Raw genomic sequence first — 18,459 nt, forward strand, 5'->3', positions numbered from 1 at the left:
TCCCGCCAGTGTTACTCAAAACGCCAGGCCAGATTAATACCTACGCCATAGTTTCGTCCTGGCGCCGGTTCGTAGTATCTGCCATTTGACTCATTCACAATCACCGAGCCGACATATGTTTTATCGAACAGATTATCCACCCGTCCGAACAGGTCTACCATGAGATTGCTGTAATAAAATTTATAACCGGTATTCAAGCCAACAACGGAATATGACGGGGCTTTCGCCGTATTTTCATCATTGGCCATAATGTCGCCCATATAACGCACATCTGCTCCCGCATACCAACCTTCATCAGGAACGTAGCCCAGTGACGCAAATCCCATGTTTTGCGCTATGCCGGGCAGTCGGTTGCCGTTGCAGTTTTGATCCCCACAGACGTTGCTGCGGTAGGTTGCATCCAGCCAGGTCCATGATGCTTTTGCGCGCCAGTTTGCGGCAAAGCGTTGATCCCAGGATAATTCCCCTCCCTGACGGCGAGTTTTTCCGGCGTTTTTATAAGTTGTCCGTCCGCCGTTGCTGCTGTCAACGACGATTTCGTCGTCTGTGTTAGTCTGGAACAAGGCCACGGTAAACAACCCATCGCCAACACGTGTTTTGCTACCGATTTCAACGGTGTCATTTGTGGACGGCTGTAAACCAAAATTCATGCCGCTTTGGCCGTCGGAACGGTAGGACAGTTCGTTAATGGTGGGTGTTTCGAAACCGCGACCCGCGGCCAGATAGACGTTCCAGGCATCGGTGATGGCATATTTTAACGATCCGGCTGGCAGCCATTGGTGATAGCTGGCGTCACCGCTGTCATCTCCGTTACCGGGCGTAATATAGCGATCGTTAGAATCAAACCACACCGAACTGTAACGAACGCCAGCATCCAGTGAGAGTTTCTGCGTTAATTGCCACTGTGTTTGCAGATAGGGGTCAACATTCCACATCAGGTTACGTTCGTTACGTCGTAAGTCGCCTTTCTGCCCATACTCCGGCACGCCATCATCAAGACGGAAGTTGTTGTAGCCTTTACGGTTTTCGCTCATGTTTTCATAATTCAGACCGGTGGTGAAGGTCACGGGAATGCCCAACTCACCCCGATGAGTCCAGCGGTTGTCTATCCCCTGATAATGACGTTGCAGGGTAATGACGCCTCCGGCATGAGACGGTTTTAACTGTGGTGCCATCGGGATCGACTGATACTGAGTAGTTTCACGTTCTCCTGCATAGGTCATGATACTGATATCATCCTGCTCGCTAAGCTGGCGTTCATAGCGCAATCCCGCCTGGGTCTGCTTGATGGTTTTTCGCGTATTGAATTGCTCAGCACGGGGTGATTGCTGTGGATCAACCAGCCATTCCGACTCGGTAAGACCGCCGGGATCGGCGGCTTTACTGTCAACACTATTGAAAATCAGAGTTAGTTTGCTCGCATCGTCTATGCGCACGCCAAGTTTGGCATTGGCCAGATTTTTTTGCGCGCTACTGTGATCGCGATAACCGTGGGTGGTAAACCGGGTTGTCGAAACGGTGTAATCCACATCGCCTTGCTGAGTACCATCTCCCAGAGCTCCCGTTGCTTTTAACCCGTAGCGCCAGGTGCCAAAACTGCCGTAATAACTGCTGGCCTCAATGGTTGGCGGCTCATGTCCTGTCTCAGTACTGACATTCATTACCCCGCCGGACGCATTGCCATACAGAGCAGAGAAGGGGCCGCGTAAAACCTCAATGTTTTGTACGCTGCTAATGTCAATATTGGATGTTTGACCCTGTCCATCCGGCATGGTTGCTGGAATACCATCGACGTACAAACGAATACCGCGGATACCATAAGTGGTTCGCGAACCAAATCCACGAATCGATAGCTGGAGGTCCTGGGCGTAATTTTGTCTGTTTTGTACCTGTAACCCCGGGACGCTGGTTAAGGATTCAGACAAGTTAATGCGCGGCGTTGCCAGACGCATATCCTCTCCGTCAACAACGCTGACGGCAGCAGGGGTGTCTAGCTCAGAAACGGACTGTGGCGTCGCACTCACGATCAGCGTTTGATCTTTTATCTCACTTTCTGCCAGGGCAAAAGGCGAGAAGAAGGCAGGCAATAAAGAAACAGGAACAACGGTATAGCGGGCTGAAAAAATCGTCATGAACAAGGCCAGTTAGGATGCTTGCGTCGAAAAATGAACGGTAAGCATGTGAATTTTATTTATAAAAAATGAATTTTAGCGCTGCGTAATTGCGGTAATTTTTCGGGCAATGAAAACGATTGTAGTCAATATGTGAAGAAGTGCTCCACTTTGAGATGAATAATGATTACTATTCTCATTCCTAAAAAGGCAAAACCATGATTTTGCTCATTGAAGCTATGTGAAGCAGTAACAAACGAATTTATCAAAGGGAGTCGTCATGTCTTTACGTCATCTGTTTTCGCCGCGTCTGCGTGGTTCTTTACTGTTAGGTTCACTGCTCGTTGCATCATCTTTTACTACGCAGGCTGCAGAAGAACTGCTGCGCAAAGCCGTCGGCAAAGGTGCCTATGAAATGGCGTACAGCCAGCAAGAGAACGCGTTGTGGCTGGCGACCTCACAGAGCCGCAAACTGGATACCGGCGGGGTGGTTTATCGTCTTGACCCGGTCACCCTCGAAGTGACCCAGGTGATTCATAACGATCTCAAACCGTTTGGTGCCACCATCAACAACGCCACGCAAACGCTGTGGTTCGGCAATACGGTAAACAGCGCGGTAACGGCGATGGATGCCAAAACGGGTGCGGTGAAAGGACGTCTGGTGCTGGATGCGCGTAAACGTTCTGAAGACGTTCGCCCGCTGCAGCCGCGTGAGCTGGTCGCCGATGATGCTACCAACACGGTATACATTAGCGGTATTGGTAAAGAGAGCGTGGTTTGGGTGGTGGACGGTGAGACGATCAAGCTGAAGGACACCATCCAGAATACCGGCAAAATGAGCACTGCTCTGGCTGTCGACAGCAAGGCTAAACGCCTGTACACCGCCAATGCGGACGGTGAATTCATTACCATTGACACCGCCACTAACAAAATTCTCAGCCGCAAAAAACTGCTGGATGACGGGAAAGAGCATTTCTTTATCAACCTGAGCCTGGACACAGCGGGCAACCGCGCATTTGTCACCGACTCTAAAGCGGCGGAAGTGCTGGTAATCGATACCCGTAATGGCAATGTACTGGCAAAAGTAGCCGCGCCGGAATCCCTGGCCGTGTTGTTCAACCCAACGCGTAATGAAGCCTACGTGACTCATCGCCAGGCCGGTAAAGTGAGTGTGATCGACGCGAAAAGCTATAAAGTCGTCAAAACATTCGAGACCCCAACGTTCCCGAATAGCCTGGCGCTCTCCGCCGATGGTAAAACCCTGTATGTCAGCGTGAAACAGAAATCTACCCGCGAGCAGGAAGCCACCCAGCCGGACGATGTTATTCGTATTGCGCTATAAAACATCCGGAGGGGGAAACCCCTCCTGTCATTTCTCTAAACCCCACGATACGCCTCGTTACACCCCGGCGGTAGCCCGAGCCACTTCAGGGACTTACACTACGCCCTCAACGGCTAACTGAATAACACGGGAATACCATGAAAAAGCCATTTATCTTTCTTTGTGCAGGCGTAATGCTGTTTACCCTTGCAGGATGTACCACCGATTACGTCATGACGACCAAAAGCGGACAAACCATCACCACCCAGGGTAAGCCAAAACTGGATAAAGATACGGGAATGACCAGCTATACCGATCAGGATGGAAATGCGCGGGAAATTAACAGCAACGATGTAGCGCAGTTGATTGAAGCGAACTAAAAATGAAGGCCTGAAGGGTTAACCAGTCAGGCCTTCAGCCATTACGGCGCGGTGCGGTGGATTTCCGCGACGCGTTTACGCACGCCGAACCACCCTGCAACCAGCAGGATGGCAATCAACGGTAATGACGCGATGGTGTAGGTGCCGTTTGGATAGTCAAACGCCATCAGCACTAGCACGCTCAGCAGGAACAGTAGGGTTAGCCACGAGGTAAACGGAGCGCCCGGCAGTTTAAAGCTGACGTCTGCCGTTTTACCTTCTTTTATGGCCCGGCGCAGACGCATCTGACAGACCATGATAAAGCCCCACGACGCAATAATGCCCAACGACGCGAAGTTCAACACGATCTCAAACACCTGCGACGGTACCAGATAGTTCAGAAATACCCCGACGACATAGACGACCAACGTGGCGAGGATCCCAGCCCAGGGTACTTGTTGACGGCTCATTTTAGCCATGAATTTAGGCGCCGATCCGCCCATCGACATGGAACGTAAAATACGCCCGGTGCAATACAGCCCAGAGTTAAGGCTGGAAAGCGCCGCGGTGAGCACCACAATATTCATGATACTGCCGATATACGGCACGCCCAGTTTGGAGAAGAAGGTAACAAACGGGCTTTGCCCCGCCTGATAGGCATTCCACGGCAGTAACAGAACCAGCAGAACGACAGAACCCACATAGAACAGACCAATACGCCAGATAACGCTATTGATCGCTTTTGGCACCATGGTTTGCGGATCTTTGCATTCTCCAGCAGCGGTGCCCACCAGTTCAATGGAGGCAAACGCAAAAACTACCCCCTGAACCAGTACCAGCGCTGGAAGCAGACCATGTGGGAAGAATCCACCGTTGTCGGTGATTAGGTGAAAACCGGTGGCGTTACCATCCAGCGGCTTTCCAGTGCCTAAAAAGACGGTACCCACCACTAGGAAAATCACAATCGCCAGCACTTTGACCAGCGCAAACCAAAACTCCATCTCCGCGAACCACTTCATGCCGATCATGTTCATGGTGCCGACAATGGCCAGCGCGCCGAGGGCGAACACCCACTGCGGTACATCACCAAATGTGCCCCAGTAATGCATATACAACGCCACCGCGGTGATATCGACAATGCCGGTCATCGCCCAGTTGATGAAGTACATCCAGCCAGCCACATAGGCGGCTTTCTCACCTAAAAATTCGCGAGCATAGGAGACAAAGCTGCCGCTGGAAGGGCGATGTAAAACCAGTTCACCAAGCGCACGCAGTATAAAGAACGAAAAAATACCGCACACCAGATAAACCAGCGCCAAAGCAGGACCCGCCATTTGCAAGCGTGCGCCAGCCCCTAAAAACAACCCGGTACCGATTGCGCCGCCAATGGCGATCATTTGTACCTGTCGATTACCCATCGCTTTGTGATACCCCTCTTCGTGGGCATTCAACCAGCGTCGTTTCGCCGCATGTTGTTCCGCGGCTTGCGTGTTGTTTGTGTTCATTACTTTTCCTGTTGACCTGACAAAAATACAAAATCCTTTTTGCCGCACCTGCTGCGGCGAAAACAGCCTTACCCTTCATTGTGTTACGGGGGAAAACTGCCGGCCGAGCATCCTACATTCAATTGTTCGGTTCCGCAAAGCCCCGATAACAAGAATTCAGCATTTTTGTACAGCCAGCACTGGCGCGGTGTGGCCTCGATTCAGCCAATAAAAGAGAAGGGCGTAAATACGTGGAGAGGTGTGCGCTTATCGAGACATTCACCCGATAAGCGCCGTAAGGTTATGCTGATACGCCAAAGACCTGAACGGCCTGCTGTAAGCGCGATGAACGTTGAGTCAGATCGGCGGTAGCATCGGTGACACGCTCCACCATCTCGGCGTTATTGTGTGTCATGGTGCCAACGCGTGAAATCGAATCGTTAATCAGATCCAGCGCCTGGGTTTGCTCACGCGTCGCCAGACTAATATCTTTGATCATCATCGACATCTGCAGGACATCGCCAATCATCCCAGTGAGATGCGTTTCCGTTTGCTCCACCATTTTGACGCCGCTATTGACGTTGGCGACGTTCTTCTCAATCAGCTGTTTGATCTCTTTTGCTGCAGACGCCGAGTGCTGCGCCAGATTACGGACCTCTGCCGCCACAACGGCAAAACCACGCCCGGACTCCCCGGCTCGCGCGGCCTCAACCGCGGCATTGAGCGCCAGAATATTAGTCTGGAAAGCAATGCTGTCGATAACGCCAATGATGTCGACTATTTGCCCGTTGTCACGCGATATCGCCTGCATCATGGCGATAGTTTGTTTCATAATATCGCCGCCTTCTGCCGCATTGGCGCTGGTTTTATCGGCCATGGTCATAGTATGAGCCGCAGTCTCAGCAGTTTGCTGTACCGCGCTACCAATTTCTTCAATGGCGGCAGCGGTTTGTTGCAGGTCGGCGGAGGTTTCTTCTGAACGCTTGTGCAGCGCCGTACCTTCTTTTGATACCCGCTGACTGATGGCGCGAATACCGGATATTTGCGTACTGACATCATCGACCAGGGAATTCAGATTAAGCCCGGACTGATTAACCAGACGCATCAGCATTCCGATCTCATCCACCCGATTTAAATGACAGTTATCAGGTTTTCTCCCGGATACCACTTTCTTCATTTGCGTCAGTAGCGTATTAACTGGCTGACAAATTTGATACTTAAGGTAAATAGCAAGCATCAGAAATAAGAACAATAACCCTCCCGCCTGAATAAATGGATTAACAGGAGCGAAGAGAAATAGCACAGCGAGCAGGGCGATTACCCCTAAAGAATAATTGACGCGCTGGCTAATGCTCAGCCATTTAAACATTGATGCCCATGACAATATTCCGCGACGAATGATAATGCCTTTAAAAAGACGAAACCCTTTAAGCTGCTGATTATTAATTTTTTGATATAAGCTTTCGCTTTGAGTTATTTCATCGCGCGAAGGAACGGTACGCACCGAGATGTAGCCGGTGAGTTTTTCATTGTGCCAGACTGGCGTAACGTTGGCGCGAACCCAGTAATGGTCGCCATTCTGCCGACGGTTTTTCACCATCCCCGTCCAGCTGTCTCCCTGCTGTAGCGTGTACCACATATCGGCGAACGCCGCGGGAGGCATATCGGGATGGCGAATAATATTATGTGGTTCGCCCATTAACTGGTGTTCGTTAAATCCGCTGGCATCAATAAACGCGGAGTTGGCGTAGGTAATATGACTTTCTTTATCCGTCGTAGAAAGCAGCGTCGCTTTATCGTTAAGTGCGTGCTCAATTTGTGTAACGGGCATGTTACTTTTCATAGAGGTCCCATGGTGCTATGTATAATCCATACAAAAATCCCCGCAATAAAATCGGGGGATATTAAAATCTGTTTTAAACCGTTTTAATAAGAACGTTGCATTCTCTACTAATCATCAATTCTGTGGAAGTAGTTAAAATAAAAATTCCTATGTAAATCATTCATCCTGTGTCATAAAAGTGAAACAATTAATACAAGCGCATAACGTGACAAGTCGTTTAAACTGACTTAACGTAAATCGCGTTAAAAAACCTTTTCGTAAAAAGAAAACTGGCATGAAATGATTTTGATGTTATTACCGTGATTCCAACGACCCTATTATATTTTGTAGGCTATTAATTGCGGGTGTTTTTCTGTTTAGCGTTACAACCAGTACTGGGCGATCCAAATTTTAACCCTGGCAGCGACAGGGGCTGTTATCTACTTTTTAGCTGAGCAAATGTGAATTAAATGTTTCAGTATAGCTATTTGATAAATTAATAATAAAGACATGTTAACAAACATAGGCTCGTAACATGTCATATCGCCTGAGTATTCTGGATAAAAGCCCCATCGGGGAAGGTGAAACTGCCGCGACCGCGCTTTCCCGTACGTTGCGCCTGGCGCAACTGGCAGAAGAGTGGGGGTACCATCGTTTCTGGATCGCGGAACACCATAATACGGCACAGCTGGCCAGCCCATCGCCGGAGCTGGTGATCGCCTGGATCCTCGGGCAAACCCAGCATATCCGCGTAGGTTCCGGCGGCGTAATGCTGCAACATTACAGCCCGTACAAAGTGGCGGAAAACTTCAATCTTCTGGCATCGCTGGCTCCTGGACGTGTCGATCTCGGCGTAGGGAAAGCCCCTGGCGGCTTACCGCTGTCGACCCAGGCGTTACAGCATGGGCTGCATCAGGAAGAAAAAGGCAGTTTTGCCGACCAGCTTTCTTTGCTTAACGATTGGCTGGCGCTGAGCGGAACGGAAAGCGGGGAAACGGTATTCCCGACGCCAATTCCACCGATTTCACCGGAAAAGTTTGTACTGGGAGCCAGTGTGCAAAGCGCGCAGTTAGCAGCGCAATCCGACTGGGATTTCATCTTCGCAGCGCACCTCAATGGTGACAAAGCGTTATTGCATGACGTTTTGTCCTTCTGGCAGACCCACAGTGCACGCCCGACGATAGTCGCCGTGCAGGTAATTGTGGCTGACAGTTACGACACCGCTGCGCAACTGGCGGAAAACGTACAAATCTGGGGCGTGGAGCTGGAAGATGGTCAACGTGTCACGGTAGCCAGCGAAGAACAGGCGCTGGCGTTTGCCGCTCAGTCTGGCAGCCCACCACGCAAAATCGCGCCTCGTGAGCAGGCGTTGCTATATGGTACCGCTCAGGAGGTGATGGCAAAGCTGAATGCTCTGCATACGCAATTTGGCATTGACGAGTTCATTATCGACACGCCAGTGGCGCAAGGGCATGCGCGTCTGACATCGCTGCGTTTGTTGGCGCAAGCCCATAACGCCGTGGAGGTGCTCTGATGACTCTCGGCTCAACGCTGATCGACTGGCGTCGTGAACTACATCAGCATCCGGAGCTTTCCCTGCAGGAGGAAGCAACCACGGCGCGCATTCACGCCTGGTTGCACGCTGCGGACGTCGACATTCTGCCGTTCGAGCTGAAAACCGGTCTGGTAGCGGAAATTGGTCAAGGAGAAGATGTCATCGCGCTGCGGGCGGATATCGACGCGCTACCGATAGAAGAAAGCGCCGACGTTCCGTTTCGTTCACTCACGCCGGGCGTGATGCATGCCTGCGGGCATGACGTCCATACCAGCGTCATGCTTGGTGCAGCACTGCTGCTAAAACAGCAGGAAATAACCTTACCGGGGCGAGTCCGTATTTTGTTCCAGCCAGCTGAAGAGAGTTTCGGCGGCGCAAAAACGTTGATCCGCGCCGGTGCGCTGCAAAACGTAGCGGCTATTTTCGGTATGCACAATGAGCCCGGTTTGCCGGTGGGCGAATTTGCCACACGCGGCGGCGCATTTTATGCCAATGTCGACCGCTTCGTACTGCGCATTAATGGCAAGGGCGCACATGCGGCGCGTCCGCATGAAGGTAAGGATGCCATCCTGCTCGCCAGCCAACTGGTAACGGTGCTGCAAAGCGTTGCCAGCCGCGACATAAACACGCTGGATTCGGTGGTGCTCAGCGTGACCCGTATTCAGGGAGGAAACACATGGAACGTTCTGCCGGAGTCCGTTGAGCTGGAAGGGACACTCAGAACGCACCGAACCCAGGTACAGCAGCAGGTTAAGGCTCGGGTTAATGACATTGCCGCCGGATTTGCCCACGCCTTTGGCGCACAAATCGACGTAATCTGGCATGCGGGACCAACCGCGTTGGTAAATGATGATCGTTGGGCCGATATTGCCACCGCGGTGGCGAAACAGTCAGGCTATACCACCCACCATGCCGACCTGCATATGGGCGGGGAGGATTTTGCCGTCTACCTGCAAAATACACCTGGCGCATTTGTCAGTATTGGCAGCGCCAGTGAATACGGATTACATCACCCGGGATTTAATCCGGACGAGCGTTTAATTGAACCTGCCGCGCACTACTTTGCGCAGTTAGCAAAAACGGCATTCGCACACCTTTAAGTTTACCTGTTGGGTAGGGGTTATTATGGCTGGAAATCGGCAACTACGGCTCGGCACTATTCTACATGGCGCATCTGGAAATATGTCCGCATGGCGCCATCCGGCGGCTCAGGCTGATGCCAGTATTAATTTTGATTTTGTCAAAGAGACGGCGCTTATTGCGGAAAAAGGGAAGCTGGATTTTATTTTTGTCGCCGATGGTCTGTATATTAATGAAAAATCAATCCCACACTTTTTAAATCGTTTTGAGCCGCTGACAGTATTATCCGCTTTGGCCAGTATCACCACGAATCTGGGGCTGGTTGGCACGGTGTCCACATCATACAGCGAGCCGTTTACGACCGCACGGCAGTTCGCTAGCCTGGACCATCTCAGCAAAGGGCGCGCGGGTTGGAACGTGGTGACGTCGCCTCTGGAAGGATCGGCAAAAAACTATTCTCGCGCTCAGCATCCAGAGCATGCCCAGCGTTATCGTATTGCCGATGAATATTTACAGGTAGTGAAAGGGCTGTGGGATTCCTGGGAAGGTGATGCTTTTACCCGTAATAAAACAAGTGGGGAATTTTTTAATCCGCAAAAATTGCATACGCTTAATCATCATGGAGATTATTTCCAGGTTGCCGGGCCCTTAAATATTGGGCGTACACCACAAGGTCGTCCGATTATATTTCAGGCGGGCGCTTCAGCAGATGGTAAAAAATTAGCGGCGCAGCATGCTGATGCCATTTTTACCCATCAGGAGTCGCTGGCAGAGGCTAAAGCGTTCTATCAGGATGTAAAAAGCCAGCTGGAAGTCGCCGGACGACATCCCGATCAACTGCATATATTCCAGGGCGTCAGCGTTATTGTTGGCGACAGCGCAGAAGACGTTGAGCAGCAGTATCAGACTACCGCTGCGCTGGTCTCCGTTACTGACGCGCTGAACTATCTTGGCCGCTACTTTGAACATCATGATTTTGCCCAATATCCGCTGGACGCACAGTTCCCGGATCTGGGCTCTCTCGGACAAAACAGCTTTCGCAGTACGACTGATGAGATCAAACGCAACGCACGCGAGCGTGGTTTAACACTTCGTCAGGTTGCTCTGGAAGCGGCCAGTCCACGTCCGCGTTTCAGCGGCACGCCACAACAGGTTGCCGACGGCCTGCAGCAGTGGTTCGACGAAAAAGCCGCAGACGGTTTTATCATCCAGGGTGGCACGCCGGATACCTTCCCGCGTTTTGTCGAACAGGTTGTCCCTGTGCTTCAGGCGCGCGGCCTGTTCCGCCATGAATATCCCGGTACGACCCTGCGCGCAAGCCTGGGATTAGCGACACCTGCAAATCAATTCACACAATAAGAGAAAAACGCTATGCAGAAAAAATCAGTATTTCTCGCGCTGTCACTGGCTTTCAGCGCGACCGTTTGGGCAAATGAGGTGACGATTAACGGCACCGGCGTAAGCCTGGAAGCCAATAAAGCGCCAATCAATACAGCAAAAAACCCGCAGGCGATTGCGCAGTTGCCCGCAAACCTGCATCTGGCCGTACCGGGTAAATTCACCGTGGCGATTGCCGGGCTCAGCCAGCCGCCGCTGACCGTCTTTGCCGATGACAATAAAACGCTGATCGGCAGCGAGGCGGATATCGCGCGTCTGGTGGCTGACAGTTTGGGGCTGGAACTTAACGTTGTACCTACGTCATGGGAAGACTGGCCGCTGGGCGTCACTTCCGGCAAATACGATGCCGCGATCAGCAATATTACCGTCACCAAAGCACGCAAAGAAAAATTCGATTTCGCGACGTATCGGAAGGACTCTCTTGGCTTTTATGTCAAAACCGGTAGCAAGCTGAAGAAAATCGAGCAGGCAGAAGATATCGCAGGACTACGCATTATCGTCGGTTCGGGGACTAATCAGGAAGCCATTCTGTTGGCCTGGAACGATGAGAACGTGAAGAAAGGGTTACAGCCGTTTACGCCGGTGTATACCAAAGATGATGCCGCGCAAACCCTGGCCCTACAGTCGGGCCGCGCCGATGCCTACTTCGGTCCTAATGTAATCGGCGCGTGGAAAGCTGCACTCAACGGTAAAACGCAATTAGTGGGTAGCGTTGATGGCGGTTGGCCAAAAGCGGCACATATCGCTGTGACGCTGAAAAAAGACAGCGGCCTGGTTCTGCCGGTACAAACCGCCCTCAACGGCGTGATTGGCAACGGCGACTATGACAAGGTGCTGAATCGCTGGGGAGAAGGGGTGGAACGCATTCCACAATCTGAAATCAACCCGGCCGGTTTAGGCGACTAAGGAGGTCATCGTGAGCGATCAATTTCGCGTGCTCTCACCGGAAGCCAGCGAGCTGCAGCCCATTTTGAACGGTCTGTTCGGTGAATATGCCGCCCGCTATGGCGATTACTTTTCTCGCGACGCTGAAGTGGAACTGACCGAATGGTATCTGGCGCCGCAGGGACTTTTTGTGGTACTGGAGCGCCGCGGCGAAATTATCGCCACCGGGGCTTACAAACCTTACGATAAAGATACCGCCGAGATTAAGCGCATCTGGACAAAAAGCAGCCTGCGTCAGCAGGGGCTGGCGGCGCGCGTGGTGCAGGAACTGGAACGTAGAGCGCTGCTCGCAGGCTACAGCCGGATTTATCTGACCACGGGATTTCGCCAGCCGGAGGCCGTCAGACTTTATTTAAGCCAGGGCTACGATCCGCAATTTGATACGACGCGCGATCCCGAAGAGTACAGTCTACCGCCGTTTGATGGACGGCTGCGCTTTACCAAACTGCTGACTATTGCCGGTCAGGCCAGAATCGCCTGAGGAGAGAAAATGAAAACGACAGATAGCATTAGAGTCGTACCGGCACGTTATCCCATGCGTACCGTAGGCGCGGTCATTGCCTTATTTGTCCTTGCGGTAATTCTCCAGTCCGTGGCGTTTAATCCGCGCTGGGAATGGAGCGTGTTTGCCCGCTGGTTCTTTGATCCGGTTATCTTGTCCGGCCTCGGGCAAACGCTGTTACTGACGCTGATCGGGACGCTGTTGAGTATTGTCATCGGCGGTCTGCTGGCGTTGGCGCGGCTTTCATCTTCCTGGCTGTTGAACGGTCTGGCATGGGGATACATCTGGCTGTTTCGTTCGTTACCGCTGATTGTGGTGCTGATCGTTTTGTACAACTTCTCCTATCTGTACGACACGTTGACGATTGGTATTCCGTTTACTCCCATTCAGTGGGGAAGTTTTGAGACCATCAATGTACTCGGTCAGTTTTCCACTGCGGTGGTTGGCCTGACGCTGGTGCAAAGCGCCTATACCGCTGAAATTATTCGGGGTGGATTTTTAGGGGTCGATCACGGTCAGTACGAGGCAGCGGCAGCACTGGGCTTACCAGCAGGGCGACGTACGCTGCGGATTATTCTGCCGCAGGCGCTGCGCACCATTTTGCCTGCTGGATTCAATGAAATCATCAGCCTGGCGAAAGGGACGGCGATGGTATATGTGCTGGCAATGCCGGAGCTGTTCTACACCATCCAGATGATATATAACCGCACGCAGGAAGTGATCCCGCTGCTGATGGTGGGTGCGGTGTGGTATCTGGTGATCACCAGCGTCCTGTCGTTAATTCAGCACCTGGTTGAACGTGCGTTGGCACGCAGCGAACGACGTTCAGCGATCAACACAGCCCGGGTGAGTCGTGCAGAAAAACGCAGTCGTCAACGTCCACAGCAGGAGGCCGTCCATGTCCCGCTCGCCTGAAGGCCATATTTCTATTACCGGCGTTAGCAAATACTTTGGTCGCCACAAAGCGCTGGATAATGTGTCGCTGGAGATCCCTCCCGGTACGGTAACGGTTATTCTTGGCCCGTCCGGTTCAGGGAAATCCACACTCTTGCGGACCATCAACCATCTGGAACGCGTCGATGAGGGGTTTATTCAAATCGATGGCGATTACATTGGCTATCGTCGGCAGGGAGACAAGCTATATGAGCTGAAAGAGGCGGAAATTTTGCGCCAGCGTGTTAACGTCGGCTATGTGTTCCAGAACTTTAATCTGTTCCCGCACTTAACGGTTCTGGAGAATCTGATTGAAGCGCCTATTGCGCACGGACTGGCAACGCGTAAAACCGCCACCGAGCGGGCATTAACTCTGCTTGATGCGGTAGGGTTACGGAATAAAGCCGATGCCTGGTCGCGTCACTTATCCGGAGGTCAGCAGCAGCGTATCGCTATTGCCCGTGCGCTGGCGCTAAATCCGCGCGTCATGCTGTTTGATGAACCCACGTCAGCGCTTGACCCCGAACTGGTGGGCGAAGTGCTGGATGTCATTAAAGCGCTGGCGAAGTCGGGAACCACGCTGGTTGTGGTAACGCATGAGATTGGCTTCGCCCGGGAAGTGGCGGATCAGGTGGTGTTTATGGTCGATGGCAAAATCATCGAGCAGGGCAGCAGCGAGCAGGTGCTGAATCATCCACGCCACACGCGCACTCAGCAGTTTTTGTCGAAAGTGCTTTGAGACACATTGCGGCACAAGGCTGTGCCGCACAGAGATTACAGAGTGACGACGATTTTGCCTACCTGGCCGTTGGCTTCCATGTATTGATGTGCTTCGACGATATCATCAAAGGCAAAGGTTTTATCAATCAGCGGCTTGAGCTGGCCAGACTGCAATCCTTCAAAGATAAACCGTTTCGCCCGCGCAAGTTTTTCTGCGTCCGTGGTGATTTCGAAAATCTCATAGCCGCGGAAGGTCAGATGACGACCGAGTATCTCAATGACCGGGATAGAAAGGTCACGTGAATCAAGCGAACCATACTGGAAAAAGAGCCCACCGGCTGGCATCACTTGGGCAATTTTTGCCACCGCTGGGCCACCGACCGGATCGAACACCACGCGGGTTCCTTTACCCTCAGTAATCCGCTGAATTTCGGCCACCAGATCCTGCTCCTGGCTTGCAATAACCTCTGCCGCGCCCAGTTGCAGCAACTGATCACGTTTCTCACTGGTCCGTGTCATCGCAATCGGTTTTGCTCCCCGCATGTTAGCAATCTGAATTGCCGCCAGTCCGACGCTGCTGGAAGCAGCATTGATCAGCACGTTATCACCGGGCTTAATATCCGCATACTCAACCAGCGCACCGAAAGCGGTCACATACATCATCCAGCTGGCAGCAGCCTCGGTAAAGCTCAGGTTTTGTGGATGCTTTACGACCGCGTGAGCGGGGGCATTAACGACTTCACCATACATTCCATATTGATGAAAGCTGAATGCCGGGATGACGCTAACGTAATCGCCAGGTGCAAACTCACGTACGTTGTCTCCCACTGATTCAATGACTCCGGCAGCTTCATAACCCAGTCGCGCCGGGAAATTAGGTTGGTAAATATACTGTCCGGTGCGGTACATAACTTCCGCACGGTTGATACCAATAGCCCGCACGCGGATCTGAACCTCATTTGCATCAGGCGCGCGAACCTGCATCTCCTGAATCTTCAGGACTTCAGCGCCACCAATTTGATTAAAAACTACGACCTTAGACATAGCAGACCTCAGTAAATTGTTCTGTATTGGGTCTGCACAATTTAACGACTCAGATGAGAGTGAAAAACCGTTGTTGCGGAACTTCACTATTACTCATTTTGTAATAATCCATGAAGCCGCGGTTTTTGTTGGCTAAAAAGTTCGCATAACCAGTCAATGAATACCCGAACCCGAGGGGCGAGATGACGTCTGTCCGGGTAAAGCACCGAAACTGGTTTTGATTCTCCGGTATAATCGGCCAGCACCTCAACAAGCTGGCCTGACTGAAGATAGGGCGCAAGGACAGCATGAACGCCACGTATAATGCCGAGTCCAGATAAGCAGCCGGTCAACAGAATATCGGAGTTATCAACGCTTATCCGCCCTGCGGGGGTGAACGATTCGGTTTTACCTCTGTTGACGAAGGTCCATTCCAGCGCTTCGCGATGACGCTCGCTAAAAAAGTTAAGCGCCTGGTGTCGGGATAAATCCTCTGGTACCTGCGGCACCCCCTGTTTTTGCAGATAATCCGGTGAAGCACAGGTCACCATTTTGACCTCACCAAGCCGCCTGGAGATCAAGGTCGAATCTTGTAGCTCGCCAATACGGATCATGCAGTCGATGCCTTCGGCAAGCATATCGATTCTACGGTCGGTGGAGGTGAGTACCATCTCGATGTCAGGATATCGCGACTGGAAATCTTTCAGCGCAGGAACTAACACGGAGTGCGCCAGCGACAGAGGGGCATTAACCCTGAGTTTTCCGCGCGGCGGGCGGGCAGGTGAAAAAGAAGCCATGATGTCATCAACGTCACTGAGCAGGATTTTTGTGCGTTGGTAAAAGGCATCACCTTCTTCTGTCAGACTCACTTTACGAGTCGTGCGGTTAAGCAACTTTGCCCCCAGATCGTCTTCAAGATGTTGGATAGCTTTGGTCACCGCAGGGCGGTGCAGGTGTAACACATCTGCGGCTCTGGCAAATCCACCTTGCTCAACAACCTGTACAAAAATGTTCATGTATTCAAACATACTGGAACGCATTGCTTATTCTCTCCCGGTATTCGACCATTGTTATTATGAAAGTAATAATCATGTCTGCATAGGTTGCCGAATGCTGCTCTACACTTAGGGTTTTAACGTTGGGGGTTGCAGCATGATTAAGGTCTATGGGGTACCGGGCTGGGGATCGGCCATCAGTGAAGTGATGCTCACACTGGCGGAGATCCCTTACAGCTTTATTGATGTGGACGGTTTTGACAGCGATGGTCCTTCGCGGGAGTTGCTTAAAACAATGAATCCACTATGCCAGGTGCCCACGCTGGTACTGGAAAATGGCAGCGTGTTGACGGAAACGGCGGCGATCGCGCTGATGATCCTCGATCGTCGCCCCGAACTTTCACCACCCGTTGGACACGCCGAACGCCAGCAGTTTCAGCGTCTGCTGATATGGTTGGTGGCAAATGTCTATCCCACGTTTACCTATGCCGATTATCCTGACCGATGGGTACCGGACGCCCCGGCGCAGTTGAAAAAGAACTGCATTGAGTACCGTAAATCCCTCTATATGTGGCTGAACAACCAGCTAAGCGCCGAGCCGTACGCATTTGGGGATCAGCTAACACTGCTGGACATTTACATTGCCGTTATGCGCTCCTGGGGACCAGGGCATGACTGGTTTCAGGACAACACGCCGAATATTAGCGCTATCGCCGATGCGGTTTGTCAGCACCCACGGCTGCGTACTGTACTGAAAAACAATAAGATTATTTGATTAAAAAAACGCTGTTCCGCAGGAGTGCAATTCCCGGAACAGCGGGCGAACTATCGCCATAAGTTTAAATTACGCAACAGAAGGGGTGAGCGTAATACGATCCAACGGACCCACGATAAACAGATAGGAAACCAGGCCGATCAGCCCCATCGAGCCGACATACAGGATGGCGTAATCAAAGGACTGGGTATTCGCCAGAATGACGCCGATCACCAGTGGTGTGATGATACTGGCCATATTGCCGCACATATTGAATACGCCTCCTGCAATGCCAAGCACTTCTTTTGGTGAGGTATCGCTGAGTACGCACCATCCCAGATTGCCAAAACCTTTGGCGAAAAACGCCAGACTCATCGCCGCGATCACCACAAATTCTGACGAGGTGTAGTTGGCGATAACGATGACGCAGGAAAGCAGCATTCCGCAGATAACCGGCAGCTTACGGGCAATCGTCAGGCTGTAGCCGCGCTTTAAAAGCCAGTCGGAGAAAACACCGCCTAATAATCCACCGATAAAACCGGCAATGGCAGGGATACTGGCGACAAACCCCACTTTGAGGATCGACATGCCTTTCGCCTGATACAGATAAGTAGGGAACCAGGTCAGGAAGAACCAGGTAATTGATGTCACGCAGAACTGTCCGATATATACGCCAATCATCATGCGGTTGACGCAGACGCTTTTAATTTGCGCAAAGGTAACCTTCTGTGGCTCTTTTTTATTACCCAGCGACGGTTCACCACCGCCTTCCCGAATATAGTCAATTTCCTGCTGGTTCACCTTTGGATGATGCATAGGGTCTCTGACTTTGACCAACCAGAAGATGCCAAGAATAACGCCTATTGCCCCAATGTAATAAAACACAAAGTGCCAACTGAGATTATGCAAAATAATCGTCATTAGCGGCGTAATAATCCCTAACGAGATATATTGCGCGGCCTGATAGACAGAGGTAACAAAGCCCCGTTCGTTATTAGGAAACCACTGCACGCTTAATCGGCTGTTGGCCGGAAAGGCCGGAGCTTCAATCGCACCCATCAGTAATCGTAAGATAATCAATACGACAAGCGGGCTGGCGTACAGATAAATGGTGCCCTGAAACATCGTTACCAGCGACCAGCCAATCAGTGCGCAGCCGTATACCAGACGAGAACCATAGCGATCCAGGAGCCAGCCGCCGGGCAGTTGCATAATTACATAAGAAATACCGAAGGCAGAAAAGGCCAGCCCCATTGCTTCAGGATCAAAACCTAATTCTTTGCTCATAATCGGCGCCACGACGGATAACGTCGCGCGATCGGCGTAATTAAATACGGTCGCAAGAAACAGAAAAATCAGAATGCCGTAACGCACTTTTGTACGCTTTATTATTGTGTTCATCACCCACTCCTTTCATAAGGTTGAGAGCGTTTTTGTAGGGGAGGATGGCGGGTATT

14 protein-coding genes and 1 pseudogene are annotated in these 18,459 nt (G+C 51.7%); 9 read left to right on the forward strand and 6 right to left on the reverse strand.

Annotated elements, in window-relative coordinates:
- Nucleotides 1-11: 11 nt before the first annotated feature.
- Nucleotides 12-2,132, reverse strand: a complete 2,121-nt coding sequence (pqqU, locus tag ACHHZ7_RS22340; RefSeq protein ID WP_060682181.1) for a TonB-dependent receptor PqqU — start codon at nucleotides 2,130-2,132, stop codon at nucleotides 12-14.
- Between the two features lie 259 nt (nucleotides 2,133-2,391).
- Here pqqU and ACHHZ7_RS22345 point away from each other — a divergent pair, with 259 nt between their 5' ends.
- Both ACHHZ7_RS22345 and ACHHZ7_RS22350 read left to right on the forward strand, forming a co-directional pair.
- Nucleotides 2,392-3,453: a YncE family protein gene (locus ACHHZ7_RS22345; protein ID WP_032943509.1), complete on the forward strand. Its 1,062-nt coding sequence runs from the start codon at nucleotides 2,392-2,394 to the stop codon at nucleotides 3,451-3,453.
- Between the two features lie 137 nt (nucleotides 3,454-3,590).
- Complete coding sequence (locus ACHHZ7_RS22350; RefSeq protein WP_060682182.1) at nucleotides 3,591-3,812, forward strand: YgdI/YgdR family lipoprotein; 222 nt, start codon at nucleotides 3,591-3,593, stop codon at nucleotides 3,810-3,812.
- Between the two features lie 41 nt (nucleotides 3,813-3,853).
- On the opposite strand, the gene ansP is transcribed toward ACHHZ7_RS22350, so the two are convergent.
- Together ansP and ACHHZ7_RS22360 are read right to left on the reverse strand one after the other, a co-directional pair.
- Nucleotides 3,854-5,296 (reverse strand): L-asparagine permease, encoded by a 1,443-nt coding sequence (ansP, locus tag ACHHZ7_RS22355; protein WP_395149210.1) that lies wholly within the window; start codon nucleotides 5,294-5,296, stop codon nucleotides 3,854-3,856.
- Nucleotides 5,297-5,576: 280 nt separating this feature from the next.
- On the reverse strand, nucleotides 5,577-7,118 hold the full coding sequence (locus ACHHZ7_RS22360; protein ID WP_048235339.1) for a PAS domain-containing methyl-accepting chemotaxis protein: 1,542 nt from the start codon (nucleotides 7,116-7,118) through the stop codon (nucleotides 5,577-5,579).
- 514 nt (nucleotides 7,119-7,632) lie between these two features.
- Between ACHHZ7_RS22360 and ACHHZ7_RS22365 the strand changes: the two genes are divergently transcribed.
- The 6 genes and pseudogenes from ACHHZ7_RS22365 (at nucleotide 7,633) to ACHHZ7_RS22390 (ending at nucleotide 14,249) form a co-directional block, all read left to right on the forward strand.
- Nucleotides 7,633-8,631 (forward strand): LLM class flavin-dependent oxidoreductase, encoded by a 999-nt coding sequence (locus ACHHZ7_RS22365; protein ID WP_060682183.1) that lies wholly within the window; start codon nucleotides 7,633-7,635, stop codon nucleotides 8,629-8,631.
- Nucleotides 8,631-9,752, forward strand: a complete 1,122-nt coding sequence (locus tag ACHHZ7_RS22370) for an amidohydrolase (protein WP_008784823.1) — start codon at nucleotides 8,631-8,633, stop codon at nucleotides 9,750-9,752. Before ACHHZ7_RS22365 ends, ACHHZ7_RS22370 begins: the two co-directional genes overlap by 1 nt.
- 25 nt (nucleotides 9,753-9,777) lie before the next feature.
- A pseudogene (locus ACHHZ7_RS22375) lies at nucleotides 9,778-12,036 on the forward strand (NtaA/DmoA family FMN-dependent monooxygenase).
- A 10-nt stretch (nucleotides 12,037-12,046) separates the two neighbouring features.
- On the forward strand, nucleotides 12,047-12,556 hold the full coding sequence (locus ACHHZ7_RS22380; protein ID WP_003833076.1) for a GNAT family N-acetyltransferase: 510 nt from the start codon (nucleotides 12,047-12,049) through the stop codon (nucleotides 12,554-12,556).
- 9 nt (nucleotides 12,557-12,565) lie between these two features.
- Nucleotides 12,566-13,492: an amino acid ABC transporter permease gene (locus ACHHZ7_RS22385; RefSeq protein ID WP_060682185.1), complete on the forward strand. Its 927-nt coding sequence runs from the start codon at nucleotides 12,566-12,568 to the stop codon at nucleotides 13,490-13,492.
- Nucleotides 13,476-14,249, forward strand: coding sequence for an amino acid ABC transporter ATP-binding protein (locus tag ACHHZ7_RS22390; protein ID WP_008784819.1), 774 nt, complete (start codon nucleotides 13,476-13,478; stop codon nucleotides 14,247-14,249). Before ACHHZ7_RS22385 ends, ACHHZ7_RS22390 begins: the two co-directional genes overlap by 17 nt.
- Before the next feature lie 35 nt (nucleotides 14,250-14,284).
- Here ACHHZ7_RS22390 and ACHHZ7_RS22395 read toward each other — a convergent pair whose 3' ends face one another.
- Both ACHHZ7_RS22395 and ACHHZ7_RS22400 read right to left on the reverse strand, forming a co-directional pair.
- Nucleotides 14,285-15,274, reverse strand: a complete 990-nt coding sequence (locus ACHHZ7_RS22395; protein ID WP_060682186.1) for a zinc-dependent alcohol dehydrogenase family protein — start codon at nucleotides 15,272-15,274, stop codon at nucleotides 14,285-14,287.
- A gap of 89 nt (nucleotides 15,275-15,363) precedes the next feature.
- On the reverse strand, nucleotides 15,364-16,293 hold the full coding sequence (locus ACHHZ7_RS22400; protein WP_060682187.1) for a LysR family transcriptional regulator: 930 nt from the start codon (nucleotides 16,291-16,293) through the stop codon (nucleotides 15,364-15,366).
- Nucleotides 16,294-16,405: 112 nt separating this feature from the next.
- Here ACHHZ7_RS22400 and ACHHZ7_RS22405 point away from each other — a divergent pair, with 112 nt between their 5' ends.
- On the forward strand, nucleotides 16,406-17,023 hold the full coding sequence (locus ACHHZ7_RS22405) for a glutathione S-transferase family protein (RefSeq protein WP_060682188.1): 618 nt from the start codon (nucleotides 16,406-16,408) through the stop codon (nucleotides 17,021-17,023).
- A gap of 69 nt (nucleotides 17,024-17,092) precedes the next feature.
- Here ACHHZ7_RS22405 and ACHHZ7_RS22410 read toward each other — a convergent pair whose 3' ends face one another.
- Nucleotides 17,093-18,403 (reverse strand): MFS transporter, encoded by a 1,311-nt coding sequence (locus tag ACHHZ7_RS22410; protein ID WP_032943494.1) that lies wholly within the window; start codon nucleotides 18,401-18,403, stop codon nucleotides 17,093-17,095.
- Nucleotides 18,404-18,459 lie beyond the last annotated feature (56 nt).

It is taken from the genome of Citrobacter freundii complex sp. 2024EL-00216, from assembly GCF_043945515.1.
GTDB classification, from domain to species: domain Bacteria; phylum Pseudomonadota; class Gammaproteobacteria; order Enterobacterales; family Enterobacteriaceae; genus Citrobacter; species Citrobacter portucalensis.